Origin of the sequence: Mesorhizobium sp. L103C105A0 (genome assembly GCF_000502215.1) — a bacterium.
In the GTDB taxonomy this organism is placed as follows: Bacteria; Pseudomonadota; Alphaproteobacteria; order Rhizobiales; family Rhizobiaceae; genus Mesorhizobium.
This window is the reverse complement of record NZ_AYXF01000002.1, coordinates 402,765-416,798: the sequence shown is the minus strand read 5'-3', so window position 1 is coordinate 416,798 and position 14,034 is coordinate 402,765. Positions and strand designations below refer to the sequence as shown.

Sequence of the window (14,034 nt, the reverse complement as noted above, 5' to 3'; positions counted from 1 at the left end):
CCGGGCTTTTCGCTTTGTCAGCAGCCGATTTTCGCTTACCTTCGGGCATGTCTGCATTTTCTTGCGCACGACATTTGTTTTCAGGCAGCGCCGCACTGGCGCTGGTGCTCTGGCTTGTGCCGCCGGTTCAAGCCGCCGAGCCGGTCGACGTCGAGCTGGTGCTGGCCGTCGACGTGTCGCTGTCGATGTCGCCGGGCGAACTTGAAATCCAGCGTCACGGCTATGCTGCTGCGCTGACGCACGACAATGTTCTGCAAGCCATCGCCGATGGCGCCTACGGCAAGGTCGCCGTCACCTATGTCGAATGGGCGGGAGCGACCACGCAGCAGGTCGTCGTGCCGTGGACGGTGATCGCCAGCCGGGCCGATGCCGAGCGGGTGGCCGCGCAGCTTTCCGCCCATCCGCCGGCCAGCGCCCGGCGCACCTCGATTTCCGGCGCGCTGGAATTCGGCAGCGATCTGTTCGCCGAAAGCGGTTTTCAGGGGACAAAGCGCGTCATCGATATTTCCGGCGACGGCCCCAACAACCAGGGCGCGCCCGTCGACATCACCCGCGACGCGGTGGTCAAGCAAGGCATCATCATCAACGGCCTGCCGCTGATGACGCGCGGCGGGTTCGGCGGCGCCTATGACGTCAACAATCTCGACCGCTACTACAGCGACTGCGTCATCGGCGGTCCCGGATCCTTCATGATCCCGGTCAATGACTGGACGCAGTTTCCCGAAGCGATCCGCCGCAAGCTGGTGCTGGAGCTGGCCGGCGCCGCTTCGCCGCAACGGGCGAGCGAGGAGGCCGGGCATCCGCTGGTGGTGCTGGCGCAGGACCGGCCGACCGACTGCCAGGTCGGCGAAAAGATGTGGCGCGACCGCAGCTGGATGTTCGATGCGCGTTAGCGTGCGCATCATCACGCTGCCGTGAAGGGCCGGCTTCATTGACAAGCCCATGGGCGTCTGTGACACAATTCGACATCCGAAAAAACAAGGGGAACCGACATGAACAAGACCATCGTCGCTGCCGCGGCATTGGCGCTTGCGGCTGCAATATCCGTGCCGGCCGAGGCTGCCACATCGGTCACCATCGGCATCAGCGGATGGACCGGCTTTGCGCCGCTGACGCTCGCCAAGCAGGCCGGCATCTTCGAGAAGCATGGCCTCGACGTGACCCTGAAGAAGGTGCCGCAGGCCAGCCGGCCGCTCGCCATCGCCAGCGGCGACCTGCAATGCGGCGCCACCACGGTCGAGACCTGGCTGGTGTGGAACGCCTCAGGGGTGACCACCAAGCAGATCTTCCAGCTCGACAAATCCTATGGCGCCGACGGCATTGTCGTGCGCAACGACATCAAGACCGTCGCCGACCTCAAGGGCAAGAATGTCGCGTCCTCGGCGCCGGGCACGTCGCCTTATTTCATGCTGGCCTGGGTGCTGAACAAGAACGGCCTGTCGACCAAGGATGTGACCGTCGTCAACCTGGAACCGGATGCGGCGGCGCAAGCCTTCCTCGCCGGCCAGAACGATGCGGCGGTCACCTATGAGCCATTCATCTCGGCGGTGCGCGACAAGTCCGATCAGGGCCACATATTAGCGACCACGCTCGACTATCCGATGGTGCTCGACACGGTCGGCTGCACGCCTGAATTCCTCACCGCCAATCCAGACGCTGCCAAGGCGCTGGCCGACAGCTATTTCGAAGCGCTCGACCTGATCAAGAGCGATCCGCAGAGATCCTACGAGATCATGGGCGCCGACGTGAAGCAGTCTGCTAAAGAATTCGAGGATTCGGCGAAATACCTGAAATGGGCCGACAAGGCGGAGAACAAGCAGTTTTTCACCAAGGAATTCCAGGACTTTTCCAAGACCGCCGGCGAGCTTCTGCTGCAGATGGGGTTGATCAAGGAAGCGCCAGATGTTGCAGCGCTTGCCGATACCAGCGCGGTGGCGAACTGACAGGCCTCGCCTTTGACCATTGTGCGGCGGCGCCTAGGGCCGCCGCTCTCTCCTGGACAAGTGATGATTTGACGATGCGGACGATCTGAAGATGCGCCCCTTGCATCCGGTGTCGCCGGGCATTCGAACCGTGCTTGGCATTTCCTTCTTCGTGCTGTTCGTCGCCTTCTGGGCGTGGATCACGCTTGGCGGCCACGTCAACCGCATCTTCCTCGCCGACCCGCTGTCGATGCTGCGGGATGGTTGGCGGCTGCTGGTCGAGGACCGCTTCTGGCTCGACATATTGATCACCATCTGGCGGGTCTTCGGCGGGTTCCTGCTGGCGTCGATCGTCGCCGTGCCGATCGGCATCGCCATGGGCGCCTGGAAACCAATAGAGGCGTTTCTGGAGCCGTTCGTCTCCTTCGCCCGCTACCTCCCGGCTTCGGCCTTCATTCCGCTGCTCATCCTGTGGGCCGGCATTGGCGAGCTGGAAAAGCTGCTGGTCATCTTCGTCGGCTCGGTGTTCCAGATCATCCTGATCGTCGCGGTCAAGGTGGGCTCGACGCGGCGCGACCTGGTCGAGGCGGCCTATACGCTGGGCTCGACCAACAGCGGTATCGTCAAACGGGTCATCATGCCGGCCAATGCGCCCGAGATTGCCGAGACGCTGCGGCTGGTGCTCGGCTGGGCTTGGACCTATGTCATCGTCGCCGAGCTGATCGGTTCGTCCTCAGGCATCGGCTACATGATCATCAACAGCCAGTCGCGGCTGGCGACAGGGCAGATCATCTTCGGCATCATCGTCATCGGGCTGATCGGACTGTTGTCCGACTTCGCCTTCAAGGCGTTCAATCGCTGGCTCTTTCCCTGGAGCCTGGCATGAGCAAGTTGCTTATCGAAGGCGTCTCGCGAACCTTCGCCGGCGTGCGCGGCGGGCAGCCGGTCAAGGCGCTGATGCCGGTCGACCTTGCGGTCGCGGCCAACGACTTCATCACCATTCTGGGGCCGTCCGGCTGCGGGAAGTCGACGCTGCTCAGGATCGTTGCCGGCCTGGAAGCGCCGAGCGAAGGCCGTGTGCTGCTCGACGGCAAGGCGGTGACGCGGCCGGGACCGGATCGCGGCATGGTGTTCCAGTCCTACACGCTGTTTCCGTGGCTAACGGTGGCGCAGAATATCGCCTTCGGCCTGCGCGAACGTGGCATGGCCGAAAAGGAGCGAGACGGGATCGTCGCTTCCTATGTCGACCTCGTCGGGCTCAAGGGCTTCGAGAACCATTGGCCAAAGCAGCTGTCCGGCGGCATGCAGCAGCGCACGGCGATCGCCCGGGCGCTGGCCAACGACCCCGAAATCCTGTTGCTGGACGAGCCGTTCGGTGCGCTCGACAACCAGACGCGCGGACTGATGCAGGAACTGCTGCTCGGCATCTGGGAGCGGCGCAAGAAGACAGTGCTGTTCGTCACCCACGACATCGAGGAGGCGATCTTCATGGCTTCGCGGGTGATCGTGATGAGCGCGCGGCCAGGCCGCATCAAGTCGGATGTCGCCATCGACCTGCCGCATCCGCGTCACTATACGCTGAAGACCAGCCGGGAGTTCTCGGCGCTCAAGGCGCGGCTGACCGAGGATATCCGCGTCGAGGCGATGCGCACAGTACAGGCGCAGCCCGCCGAAGCCTGAGTGCGTTTTCGGATCAGGCCGCCAGCAATTGCTTGCGGTCGACGCGCTCCTGCTGCGGCGAGCGGGCATAGAGTTCGCGGTAGCATTTGGAGAAATGCGACGCCGAGACGAAGCCGCAGGCGACCGCTACCTCGACCACCGGCATCGAGGACTGGATCAGCAGGTGCCGGGCGCGGTCGAGGCGGATTTCCAAGTAGTAGCGGGCAGGGGATCTGCCCATCTCGGTGCGGAACAGGCGCTCGATCTGGCGGCGCGACAGGTCGACATGGTCGGCGATCTCGATCAGCGACAGCGGTTCGGAGAGATTGCCTTCCATCAGTTCGATGATGGTCAGCACCTTGGAATTCTGCACGCCGAGGCGGGCGCGCAGCGGCAGGCGCTGGCGGTCGGTGGGGCTGCGCACGCGGTCGGTCAGCACCTGCTCGCACACGCGGTTGACCAGATTGTCGTCGAAATCGTCGCCGATCAGCTTGAGCATCATGTCGAGGGCGGCGGTGCCGCCGGCGCAGGTGTAGATGTTCTGGTCGATCTCGAAGAGGTCGGCAAAGACGTTGGCCTTGGGAAAGGCCTCGGAAAAGCCCGGCAGGTTTTCCCAATGGATGGCGCAGCGCTTGTTGGAGAGCAGGCCGGCGGCGGCAAGGATATGCGCGCCGGTGCACAGGCCGCCGACGGCGACGCCTCTGTTGTATTCCTCGCGCAGCCAGGCGAAGGCCGACCTATTCTGGTAGCGCTCGACATTCATGCCGCTGCAGACGATGGCCATGTTCGGCCGATCCGGCCCGGCCATTTTCTTGCGCTCTTCCTCGAGCGAGGTGTTGACGGCGCATTCGACGCCGTTGGAGGCGCGCACCGGCTTGCCGTCGATGCTGGCGAGGCGCCAGCGATAGGCCTCATAGCCGAGCATGCGGTTGGCCGAGCGCAGCGGGTCGAGCGCCGTCGCAAAGGCGATCATGGTGAAGTCCGGGACAAGGAAGAATACAAACGATCGCTTGATCGGATGCTTTACGGCGTTCAAGGGAACCTCACGCGGCCATGGCGCGAACAGGATGTCGCGAACAGCACAGCGACATCAGGAAAAACCATTCCTGTCAATCGGCTAGGGGGCTAAGCGGAAACTATATTTGCGACATGGGTCGCAAATGAGCAATCGTCCGGGATGACAGGCACGGGCTGCCGACGGATTGGGCATGGTGGCGGCGGCATAGGTGCCAAAAATGAGAAACGCCGCTTCGGTCAAGCCGAAGCGGCGCTGTTATCGACTATCGGCAGCGGCAGGGAAGCGCTGAGCGCTAGCCGTTATCTCAGGCAACGAAACCGAGGCGCACCGCATTCATGGCACCGGTCTGGCCGGGCATGGTATTGGCAAGGCGCTGGCGCTCGAGAGCGGTCGTCAGGTTCATTTCGCGGCGGGCAAAGAGGCGGGCAAAAAGCTTCATCATCATCTCCTATCGGTTGCTCAGACGGGTCGCCTTCGCTTGATGGAGTGGGGCAGCTCGTTTGCTGGCGTCGATATAGGCCTGCGTGAGCAGAAACTAAATCGCAAATGCGAAGCGCTTGAATGGAAATGCGACATCGTTTGCGACATTATTGGGCATGGTGCCCAAAATTTACGATTACTTACAGCGTGTTACCGGCGACATTGAGGCGCCATGCAAGTGACGCATATACGCCATGCAGCGGCGACATGGCTCTGAAAATCATTTGAATGCAAATAAGTTGGAGAAAGCCTGCGGGGCAAAATAGAGAAGGCCTGCCGGGCTGGTCTGCGCGGCAGGCCTTCAGCGCATGGTACACAATGGTTTACTTTGCTCCAGCCCAGGATCCGACGCCGCGGCGTGCACCGGTCTTGGTGTCGGCAGCTTCAGGCCAGCCGATATCCTTCTGCAGTTCGATCGGCAGCGAGCGGATCGCACGTTCGGTCTGGAAGCGAGCGCGGGCCGCGCTGAATTCGATCGCAAGCCGACCGATGGATGACAGGATAGACATTTCATTCTCCTTTGGTTGTGGCACGTCCCGCATGAACGCGTTCCGTCGCCTGGATATTCCGCATCGAGTGCAATTCCGTGTCAGGAGCGTTGGGGCCATGGCACGTCCTGCCTTCGATGGAGTTGACTATCCTCCCAATCTGATGTTCAATCAAACGAAATGGAATGATGCTTCACATCAGAAAAATTGAAGGTCGATCCCGATGAATGCCCCACTCAATCATCCGCTGCCGCTGCTCGATCTCGACGTTTTGCGCACCTTCGTGGCCATTGCCGAGACCGGCAGTTTCACCACGGCGGCCAATGCGGTGTTCCGCACCCCGTCGGCGGTCTCCATGCAGATCAAAAAGCTCGAGGACATTCTCGGGCGCTCTGTCTTCGCGCGGGATGCGCGCTCGGTGACGCTGACCACGGATGGCGAGATGCTGCTCGGTTATGCCCGCCGGCTGTTGTCGATCAACCGCGAGGTGGTGTCGAAGTTCATCATCCCTGAGATCGTCGGCGTGGTGCGGCTCGGCTCGCCGGACGACTATGGCGAGCGCGTGTTGCCGCATGTGCTGAAGCGTTTCGCGCAGTCGCATCCGTCGATTGCCGTCGACGTCACCATCGACCAGAGCAGCAATCTGCGCCGCCGCATGGACGACCGGGCGCTCGACATCACGCTGCTGACCAATTCCTACAAGACCAGCGCACTCGGCGCCGAGGTGCTGCTCACCGAGCCGATCGTCTGGGCCGGCGCCAAGGGCGGCAGCGCGCATCTGCGCGAGCCTTTGCCGGTGTCGCTGTGGGAAGAGGGCTGCGCCTGGCGGGCCGGCGCGCTCGATGCGCTGAGCCGTGAAGGCCGCAATTACCGCATCGCCTATATGAGCGCCCACACGGCAGGCCAGCGCGCCGCCATCATGTCGGATCTCGCGGTTGCACCGTTGCCGAAGTCGTTCCTGGGCAACGACATGGTCGAGCTTTGCCCGAAGGACGGCATGCCCGATATCGGCACCTACAATCTGGCGATGGTGGTGTCGCCGGACGCCAGCGCGCCGGTCAAGGCCGTCGCCGACCATATCCGTGCGACGTTCGAGCTTTTCCGCGAAACCGGCAAGTTCTAGAGCGGTTCACCGTTTCACGGAAACGGCGAGCCGCTCTAACTCCTTGTTTTGACTCAATTCCCAAGGGAAAGCGCTACACGCTTTCCCGGGAAAACCGTTTTACACTTTTCCTGGAATTGCTCTGCTATTCCGCTGCTTGGGCGGGGCGCGCCGCGAGAGCGGGTCGCGCCGTGCGCCGCGCAGTTGCGCGCCGCTTGGTGGGCTCACCTTCAAGGAAGGCGACGATGCTGTCCCTGGCGCGACGCGCCTCCGGCATCTCGATCAGCGGCCAGACGTGGAACATGCCTTCCTCATAGACGACGTCGATATCGACGCCGGCAGCGCGTGCCTTTTTGGCGAAGATCAGATTGTCGGGGCTGAGCAGGTCGTGCGAGCCGGTCAGAAGCAGGGTCTGCGGCAGCACCGAGAGGTCGCCATAGAGCGGACTGATATGCCAGTCCCTGCGATCGATGCCGGCACTGTACATGCGGATCGCTTCCAGCCCGCCGGAAATGCCGAGCCACGGATCGTTGCGTTCCGCCTCGAACACTTCGGGGTTGGACAGCGACATGTCGAGGCCGGGTGAAATCAGCACGTGGCGCGACGGCAAGGGCAGGCCTTCCTCAGCCGCCATCATGGTCAGCACGACGGCCATGTTGCCGCCCGCGGAATCGCCCATGAAGACGATGTCTTCAGCGTCGGTCTCATCCAGCATCTGCCGGTAGACGTCGCCGACCATGCCGAACATGGCGTGGAAATCATGCTCCGGCGCGATGGGATAGATCGGCACGGTGATGCCGAAACCCAAGCGCTCGGCCACCTCGGCGATCAACCCCCAATGATAGGATGTGATCTGGAAGACATAGGCGCCGCCATGCATGTAGAGGATGCGCCTGCGTTCGCCGGCCTTCGGCGCGATTTCATAGACAGGGAAGCCATCGACGCTGCGCTCGGTGATATCGAGCTGCTCCCGCAGCAATGCCGGGGGATGATGATCCTCGGTCTTGCGGGCATAGGCGATCCAGCGCTGCAGGTTTTCCGGGCTGGCAAATGCCTTCTTGCGGCTGTGCCGGAGGATGAAGGAAACGAGGTGGCTTTTGAAACTGGGCATTCGCGTACACAAGCTCGGCCGCAGCCGACTAAGAGAATTCCCCCACTGTCTCGAAGATCGTACCTCCAGCCGAAATGTCAAGATTCTGGCCCAAGCCAACACGGTTGTTTGATCAGCCAGGTCCGCTGTTTTGCGCAGCGCGGCTCAGCGCCGGGGCAGCAGCGCGGCGCGCAGCTTGACGTCGGTCGCAGCCGGGACCATGCGGCGGCCCCGGCGCTTGGTCAGCAATTTGCACTTGTCGGCGAAGGTCATCAGCGGCCCGAGCCCAGGATCAGACGCGACAGGTTGGTCTGGGCGTCGATGCGCGGCGACACGGGCCAGCCGATGTCCTTCTGGATTTCGGGTGGCAGGTTGTTCATGGCGCGCACGGCCTGTGCATTCTTCATGGCCGCACGAAAACGGCCCAGGGTCTCGAACATCTCTATTCTCCTTTGGAGCGTTGTGGCGGCGGAATAGTCCGGTCCGCCATTCGATGTCCGTTAAATGCTTCACGTCTGTATCGGACGGATTGCGCCAAAACAGCGTTTCGGTTTCCAGATCGGTGCGATCTGGAAACATTTGCATACAAATGAAATTGGGCGAATTGGCGGCCTTCGTAAGGCGGCTTATTCCCGGCTGCGCCTGGCGGCATGGCCTTCGCGCGAACGCCGGCGCGGGGCGGCGTCGCCGGCGACGCCATCCTCGCTGACGGTCTTGCGTGGCGGCAATTTCACCGCCGCCGACAGTTTCGGGAACGGATCGACCTTGTTGGGAAGCGCCATGGCGTAGACGAAATGCTCCTGGAATTTCGGCTCCAGTGCGGTCTCGATCTTCTCGATGTGGCTGACCGTGTCCTCGATCTCGCGGCGATAGCCGCGGTTGAGCAGCGCCATCCGCGCACCGGCGCCGGCGGCGTTGCCGACGGCCGAGACCTTGTCGAGGTCGCAGTCCGGGATCAGGCCGAGCACCATGGCGTATTTCGGATCGATGAACGAGCCGAAGGCGCCGGCGAAATGGATGCGGTCGACGTGTTCGGTGTTCTGCTTTTCCATCAGAAGCTTGGTGCCGGCATAGAGCGCCGCCTTGGCAAGCTGGATGGCGCGCACGTCGGTCTGCGTGATGGTGATCTTGGGTTCGCCTTCCTTCAAGACATAAGAGAAGGTGCGGCCGTTGACCGTGACGCGCGGCGACCGCTCGGCCAGCGACCCGTCGATGACGCCATCCTCGGAGATGATGCCGGCGAGGTACATTTCGGCCACGATCTCGATGATGCCGGAGCCGCAAATGCCGGTGACGCCGGTCGCCTGCACGCTATCCAGGAAGCCGGGGTCGTCGGACCAGAGTTCAGAGCCGATGACGCGGTATTTCGGCTCCAGCGTATCGGGGTCGATGCGCACGCGCTCGATTGCGCCGGGGGCAGCGCGCTGGCCGCCGGAGATTTCCGCGCCCTCGAAGGCGGGACCGGTGGGCGAGGAGGCTGCGACCACCCGCTTGCGGTTGCCAAGCACGATCTCGGCATTGGTGCCGACGTCGACGATCAGCATCATCTCGTCCTGGCGATGCGGGCCTTCCGACAGCGTCACGGCTGCGGCGTCGGCGCCGACATGGCCGGCAATGCAAGGCAGCATATAGAGGCGGGCGCCCTGGTTGAGCTTCAGGCCGATATCGGAGGCCTTGATGCGCACCGCGCCCGAGACGGCGAGTGCGAAGGGCGCGCCGCCGAGTTCGGTCGGATCGATGCCGAGGAACAGATGGTGCATGATCGGATTGCCGACAAAGACGGAATCCAGGATGTCGTTGCGCTGGACATTGCCTTCCGCGCAGACCTTGTCGACCAGGCCCGAGATCGCCTCGCGTACGGCGACCGTCATGCCTTCGCGGCCGTCCGGGTTCATCATCACATAGGAGACGCGGCTCATCAGATCCTCGCCGAAGCGGATCTGCGGGTTGGAGGTGCCCGACGAAGCGGCGACGCGGCCCGACAGCAACGACACCAGATGCATGGCGATGGTGGTCGAGCCGATGTCGCAGGCCAGTCCATAGGCCTCGTTCTTGAGGCCGGGCCAGAGTGCTATGACGCGGGCGATGTCGCTTTCGGCATCCTTGTGGATGGCCGCGGTCGCGGTCCAGTTACCCTTGCGCAGTATGCCTTGCACCTGCGGCATCAGGTAGAAGTCGAATTCGAGGTTTTTAAAGCCCCAATCCTTCATCAAGGCGATCTTGAGGCGGTCGAGATCGCCCAGCGGCTTGTGCATGTCGGGCTCTTCGATCTCGACATAGCACATGCGGATTGCCGCATCGCGGGCGATGACGCGCGTGTCGGCATCCTTGCGGATGGTCTGGGCGTTGATGACCGTGTCCTGCGGCACGTCGATAACGAGGTCGCCGAGGATCTGCGCCGAGCAGGACAGGCGCCGCCGCTCGGGCAGGCCGCGGACGCGCTCATATCGCTCTTCCTTGGCGCCCTTGGGCGAGATGTGGTCGTTGGACGAGACGATCTTGTGCTTGGCGAAATTGCCTTCCTGCACTTCGATCTGGCAGCGACCGCAGGTGGCGCGGCCACCGCAGACGCTCTCGACATAGACGCCGAGCTGACGCGCGGCATCGAGCACCGGTGTGCCGACGGGAAAGCGCCCGCGCTTGCCTGACGGCATGAACAGCACGAGCGGATCGGTAATGTTTGCAGGCGAGTTCATATTTTCATTACTCGACTAAGCCGGCACTGGGAAAAGATTTCACATATGCGAGGCTTGCCAGATAGGAAGCGATGAGCGGCAGCGGATACCATCGCAGCCAAAACATGGAGAAATTGTCCAGTCTTTGCCGGTCCAATGTCCTTGCGGGAATTGCCCCGAGCAGAAGTGGAAATGCGATCAGGACAAACATTAGCAAGGCAGTGGCGTAGATACACAGAACAAAATACCGGAGGTATCCATGACTCAGATAGCCGAAGGCATAGGACCCGGCCAAAAGCATAAATACGCTGCAAAAAGCCACTCGCAGAATTACCTGCCAGTTCGGCATTTCAGGCCTTGTGCGGTCTTGATCTGTCAAGAAAACCGTGTCCTGTCTCGCTCTATCCCCTGGCCATGCGGGCTTCACGGCCGCCGCGACGGCGACCGCCATTGCCATTGCCGCCGCCTTCGCCCGGAGCGTTAACCGCGGTGGGCGCTGCGACCGCCTGACCGCCTTCGGCCGGCTTGTAGTCCTTGTAGGTCCTGATCCAGTTGGTGCAGTTCTCGTCGGTGCCGTTGAGCACATTGGCGCCGCGCACGGCTTCCATTTCCTGCGGGCGCACCGGGTTCATGATCGCCGAGGTCATGCCGGCGCCGATCACCATCGGGATGAAGGCGGCGTTGATGCCGTGGCGGTGCGGCAGGCCGAACGAGATGTTGGACAGGCCGCAGGTGGTGTTGACCTTGAGCTCTTCACGCAGGCGGCGCAACAGCGCGAAGACCTGGCGGCCGGCATCGCCCAGCGCGCCGATCGGCATCACCAGTGGGTCGACGACGACGTCATGCGCGGGAATGCCGAAATCGGCGCAGCGCTGCACGATCTTTTTGGCGACGGCAAAGCGCACATCCGGATCCATCGAAATGCCGGTCTCGTCGTTGGAGATGGCGACGACTGGAACGTTGTACTTCTTGACCAGCGGCAGGATGGCTTCGAGCTTTTCCTCTTCGCCGGTCACGGAGTTGACCAGCGGCCGGCCCTTGGCGACCTTGAGCGCTGCCTCGATGGCGGCGGTCACCGACGAGTCGATCGACAGCGGCAGGTCGACCAGGCCCTGGACGATCTCCAGCGTCTGCACGAGCAGGCCGGGTTCGGTTTCGTTCGGATTAACGGAGGTGACGCCGGCATTGACGTCGAGCATGGTGGCGCCGCAGGCGGCCTGTTCCAGCGCATCCTTGATGACGGTCTCGAAATTGCCGGCGATCATCTCGGCGGCCAGCTTCTTGCGGCCGGTCGGGTTGATGCGCTCGCCGATGACGCAGAAAGGCTGGTCGAAGCCGATGATGATCTCTCGTGTCGCCGAGGCGACGATGGTCCGGGTCATGAAGTCTCTCCGCCTGATATAAAGATTTCTTTATATCGTTGTCTGGTTTCATTCAAGCAAATGGCTGGCCGTCCGCGCCGTCAGTGCGCGGTCTTCACCATATCCACCTGCGTTTCGGTAATGTCGTCGTGCAGTATGCTCTCGAGCCGGTCGGCGACCATCTGATCGTCGTGGCGGATCTCGCGTTTCCATGGCTGGCGGCCTTTCAGCACGCCCGATTCATCGACGATCTCGGCGACATATTCCTCCTGGCGGTAGGCCATCACATGGATGCCGGAGACACCAGGAATTTCCTTCACCTCGTTGATGATGTCGGTGCAGAGCTGCTTGCCTTCCTTCTTCTGGTCCTGCGCACCTTCCAGCCGCTTGATGATCTCGTCCGGAATATGGATGCCGGGCACGTTGGAGCGGATCCATTTGGCCGTCTTGGCCGAAGCCAGCGGGCCGACGCCGCACAGGATGAAAACTTTTTCCGTATGCCCCAAGTCCCGCGCCCTCTGCATGAAGGTTCTGAACATCGGCACGTCGAAGCAGTATTGCGTCTGCACGAACTGCGCGCCGGCGGCGATCTTTTTGCCGAGATGGATCGGGCGGAAATCGAAGGGTGGCGCGAAGGGGTTGACGGCGGCGCCGAGGAAAATTTGCGGCGGCGTCGTCAACTTGCGGCCGGACAGGAACTTGCCGTTGTCGCGCATGATGCGGCAGGTTTCCAGCAACGACATGGAATCGAGGTCGAAGACAGGCTTGGCGCCGGGCTGGTCGCCGGCCTGGACGCCGTCGCCGGTGAGGCACAGCATGTTGGCGACCCCCATGGCGGCACCGCCCAGCACGTCGCCCTGGATGGCGATGCGGTTCCTGTCGCGGCAGGCGATCTGCATGATCGGCGCGTAGCCCATGCGGGTGAGCAGCGCGCAAATGCCGACCGACGACATGTGGCAGTTGGCGCCGGAGGCATCGACGGCATTGATGGCGTCGACCCAGCCGTCGAAGATTTTCGCGCGGTTATAGACGTCTTCGGGATCGGCGCTGTCGGGCGGGTTGAGCTCGGTGGTGACCGCGAATTCGCCGCGCCGCAGCACACGCTCCAGCCGGCCACGCGAGGAGTGGCCGGGCAGCGGATCGAGCGGCAGATGGATGCCGGCCGGGTTTTCATCGCGCTGGCGGCCGATCACGCGGCCGCTCCAGTGTTGGCTTTGGCCGCTGCTTCACGGGCCGCTGCCGACTGGGCCGTCACCCGCAGCCAGGCCGAGGTTTCGCGCAGCGACTGGTCTACGGGCTTCTGAACGGTCAGGATCTTGTCGCCATGCTCCATGTTCCGCGAACCTTCCCAGGCCTTGACCCAGACGCAAGGCATGTCGGGCTCGACCTCGCAATTGCCGTTGGCGCGCACGCCGCCACACGGGCCGTTGCGCAGCTGCTTGGGGCAGTTCATCGGGCACGACATGCCGGTCGAGGACAATATGCACTGACCGCACATGCGGCAGTCGAACATGAAGCCTTTTACGCGTTTTTCAACGAACTTGATCGGCGCTTCGACGCGGCCGTAGCCAAGGCCTTTCCACAGCGGATGGAGCAGCAGGAACATGTCTGCGAATCTGGAGTAGAACCATTCGAGCAATCGCGAATGGCGGATCGACCACAGCCTGATCGCAAACGAGCGCTGCACGCGCCGCTGCGGCGATACGTCGGCCGGCTTGTAGTCGGATTTCGGCGCTGCCTTCTTGACCTGCGTGGCCTGGGTCACCGCCTGGGTAACCCTTGGCCCCTCTTTGGCAGGAGTGGTTTCAGACATTTTCTTTCCCGCCCGCCTTGACCAGAGCGACCAGCCGCTCGCGGTCGTATTTCGCGTCGATGTCGCTGAATGCCTTCTCGACCTCGGCTTCGAGGTCGTCGCCGACCGGGATCGGATCGGCCTTGCGCCATTCGGCGAGGTAATCGTCGGTGCCGCCGGCGCCGGTGCGCATGGCGCACATATCGATCGCCTCGGTGAAGCGCAGCGGCAGTTCGCGCTTGGCGTTCTGCCGGCCCTTCTTGACGATGACCTGGGCGGGGATGTCGCGCCAATAGACGACGATCAGATCGGCCATGAATTCTCTCACTCCCTGTAGAGCGCCGTGCGTCCATGAGGGAAACGACGCTCCACCACTTTGTCCAGCAGGTGCGAGCATTGCCGGATGCGCAGTGGGGCTGCTTGTTATGGGACGACGCGCGCGCATTC

General features: G+C 62.6%; 16 protein-coding genes. 5 read left to right on the top strand and 11 right to left on the bottom strand.

Annotated features, from left to right (window positions below):
* Nucleotides 1-47 precede the first annotated feature (47 nt).
* The 4 genes from X727_RS157705 to X727_RS157720 all read left to right on the top strand — a co-directional run bounded on the left by X727_RS157705 (nt 48) and on the right by X727_RS157720 (nt 3,602).
* Nucleotides 48-893: a DUF1194 domain-containing protein gene (locus X727_RS157705; RefSeq protein ID WP_023725594.1), complete on the top strand. Its 846-nt coding sequence runs from the start codon at nt 48-50 to the stop codon at nt 891-893.
* A gap of 99 nt (nt 894-992) precedes the next feature.
* Entirely contained in the window at nt 993-1,943 is a 951-nt protein-coding gene (locus X727_RS157710; protein WP_023833840.1) for an ABC transporter substrate-binding protein, read from the top strand.
* Nucleotides 1,944-2,034: 91 nt separating this feature from the next.
* Complete coding sequence (locus X727_RS157715; protein WP_023688107.1) at nt 2,035-2,808, top strand: ABC transporter permease; 774 nt, start codon at nt 2,035-2,037, stop codon at nt 2,806-2,808.
* Nucleotides 2,805-3,602: an ABC transporter ATP-binding protein gene (locus X727_RS157720; protein WP_023696446.1), complete on the top strand. Its 798-nt coding sequence runs from the start codon at nt 2,805-2,807 to the stop codon at nt 3,600-3,602. Before X727_RS157715 ends, X727_RS157720 begins: the two co-directional genes overlap by 4 nt.
* A gap of 13 nt (nt 3,603-3,615) precedes the next feature.
* Here the strand turns inward: X727_RS157720 and X727_RS157725 are convergent, their stop codons facing one another.
* The 3 genes from X727_RS157725 to X727_RS157730 form a co-directional block, all read right to left on the bottom strand.
* Nucleotides 3,616-4,554 carry a GlxA family transcriptional regulator gene (locus X727_RS157725; RefSeq protein ID WP_348524244.1) on the bottom strand — a complete coding sequence of 313 codons (939 nt, stop codon included), beginning with the start codon at nt 4,552-4,554 and terminating at the stop codon, nt 3,616-3,618.
* Between the two features lie 349 nt (nt 4,555-4,903).
* Nucleotides 4,904-5,038 carry a hypothetical protein gene (locus X727_RS1000000169550; RefSeq protein ID WP_023681787.1) on the bottom strand — a complete coding sequence of 45 codons (135 nt, stop codon included), beginning with the start codon at nt 5,036-5,038 and terminating at the stop codon, nt 4,904-4,906.
* A 364-nt stretch (nt 5,039-5,402) separates the two neighbouring features.
* The gene (locus X727_RS157730; RefSeq protein ID WP_023670388.1) at nt 5,403-5,588 is read right to left on the bottom strand and encodes a hypothetical protein; all 186 of its coding nucleotides are present in this window, start codon (nt 5,586-5,588) and stop codon (nt 5,403-5,405) included.
* 202 nt (nt 5,589-5,790) lie between these two features.
* Between X727_RS157730 and X727_RS157735 the strand changes: the two genes are divergently transcribed.
* Nucleotides 5,791-6,690: a LysR substrate-binding domain-containing protein gene (locus X727_RS157735; protein WP_023670389.1), complete on the top strand. Its 900-nt coding sequence runs from the start codon at nt 5,791-5,793 to the stop codon at nt 6,688-6,690.
* 124 nt (nt 6,691-6,814) lie between these two features.
* On the opposite strand, the gene X727_RS157740 is transcribed toward X727_RS157735, so the two are convergent.
* The 8 genes from X727_RS157740 to X727_RS157770 form a co-directional block, all read right to left on the bottom strand.
* Complete coding sequence (locus tag X727_RS157740; RefSeq protein WP_023688109.1) at nt 6,815-7,780, bottom strand: alpha/beta hydrolase; 966 nt, start codon at nt 7,778-7,780, stop codon at nt 6,815-6,817.
* 251 nt (nt 7,781-8,031) lie between these two features.
* Nucleotides 8,032-8,199, bottom strand: a complete 168-nt coding sequence (locus X727_RS1000000168455; RefSeq protein ID WP_196813564.1) for a hypothetical protein — start codon at nt 8,197-8,199, stop codon at nt 8,032-8,034.
* 186 nt (nt 8,200-8,385) lie between these two features.
* Nucleotides 8,386-10,455, bottom strand: coding sequence for an ASKHA domain-containing protein (locus tag X727_RS157745; protein WP_023681782.1), 2,070 nt, complete (start codon nt 10,453-10,455; stop codon nt 8,386-8,388).
* 7 nt (nt 10,456-10,462) lie between these two features.
* Nucleotides 10,463-10,813: a hypothetical protein gene (locus tag X727_RS157750; RefSeq protein WP_155923534.1), complete on the bottom strand. Its 351-nt coding sequence runs from the start codon at nt 10,811-10,813 to the stop codon at nt 10,463-10,465.
* Nucleotides 10,814-10,835: 22 nt separating this feature from the next.
* Nucleotides 10,836-11,816 (bottom strand): methyltetrahydrofolate cobalamin methyltransferase, encoded by a 981-nt coding sequence (locus X727_RS157755; RefSeq protein ID WP_023688111.1) that lies wholly within the window; start codon nt 11,814-11,816, stop codon nt 10,836-10,838.
* Nucleotides 11,817-11,896: 80 nt separating this feature from the next.
* The gene (locus X727_RS157760; protein ID WP_023670395.1) at nt 11,897-12,988 is read right to left on the bottom strand and encodes a methylenetetrahydrofolate reductase; all 1,092 of its coding nucleotides are present in this window, start codon (nt 12,986-12,988) and stop codon (nt 11,897-11,899) included.
* Nucleotides 12,985-13,608, bottom strand: coding sequence for a methylenetetrahydrofolate reductase C-terminal domain-containing protein (locus tag X727_RS157765; protein ID WP_023823076.1), 624 nt, complete (start codon nt 13,606-13,608; stop codon nt 12,985-12,987). Before X727_RS157765 ends, X727_RS157760 begins: the two co-directional genes overlap by 4 nt.
* Nucleotides 13,601-13,903: a virulence factor gene (locus X727_RS157770; RefSeq protein ID WP_023670397.1), complete on the bottom strand. Its 303-nt coding sequence runs from the start codon at nt 13,901-13,903 to the stop codon at nt 13,601-13,603. The genes X727_RS157765 and X727_RS157770 overlap by 8 nt, the downstream gene beginning before the upstream one ends.
* Nucleotides 13,904-14,034 lie beyond the last annotated feature (131 nt).

Bases quoted from the DNA above. Each gene is read 5' to 3' on its own strand.
- X727_RS157705 (WP_023725594.1), top strand. From the start codon at position 48: ATGTCTGCATTTTCTTGCGCACGACATTTGTTTTCAGGCAGCGCCGCA.
- X727_RS157710 (WP_023833840.1), top strand. From the start codon at position 993: ATGAACAAGACCATCGTCGCTGCCGCGGCATTGGCGCTTGCGGCTGCA.
- X727_RS157715 (WP_023688107.1), top strand. From the start codon at position 2,035: ATGCGCCCCTTGCATCCGGTGTCGCCGGGCATTCGAACCGTGCTTGGC.
- X727_RS157720 (WP_023696446.1), top strand. From the start codon at position 2,805: ATGAGCAAGTTGCTTATCGAAGGCGTCTCGCGAACCTTCGCCGGCGTG.
- X727_RS157725 (WP_348524244.1), bottom strand. From the start codon at position 4,554: ATGATCGCCTTTGCGACGGCGCTCGACCCGCTGCGCTCGGCCAACCGC.
- X727_RS1000000169550 (WP_023681787.1), bottom strand. From the start codon at position 5,038: ATGAAGCTTTTTGCCCGCCTCTTTGCCCGCCGCGAAATGAACCTGACG.
- X727_RS157730 (WP_023670388.1), bottom strand. From the start codon at position 5,588: ATGTCTATCCTGTCATCCATCGGTCGGCTTGCGATCGAATTCAGCGCG.
- X727_RS157735 (WP_023670389.1), top strand. From the start codon at position 5,791: ATGAATGCCCCACTCAATCATCCGCTGCCGCTGCTCGATCTCGACGTT.
- X727_RS157740 (WP_023688109.1), bottom strand. From the start codon at position 7,780: ATGCCCAGTTTCAAAAGCCACCTCGTTTCCTTCATCCTCCGGCACAGC.
- X727_RS1000000168455 (WP_196813564.1), bottom strand. From the start codon at position 8,199: ATGTTCGAGACCCTGGGCCGTTTTCGTGCGGCCATGAAGAATGCACAG.
- X727_RS157745 (WP_023681782.1), bottom strand. From the start codon at position 10,455: ATGAACTCGCCTGCAAACATTACCGATCCGCTCGTGCTGTTCATGCCG.
- X727_RS157755 (WP_023688111.1), bottom strand. From the start codon at position 11,816: ATGACCCGGACCATCGTCGCCTCGGCGACACGAGAGATCATCATCGGC.
- X727_RS157765 (WP_023823076.1), bottom strand. From the start codon at position 13,608: ATGTCTGAAACCACTCCTGCCAAAGAGGGGCCAAGGGTTACCCAGGCG.
- X727_RS157770 (WP_023670397.1), bottom strand. From the start codon at position 13,903: ATGGCCGATCTGATCGTCGTCTATTGGCGCGACATCCCCGCCCAGGTC.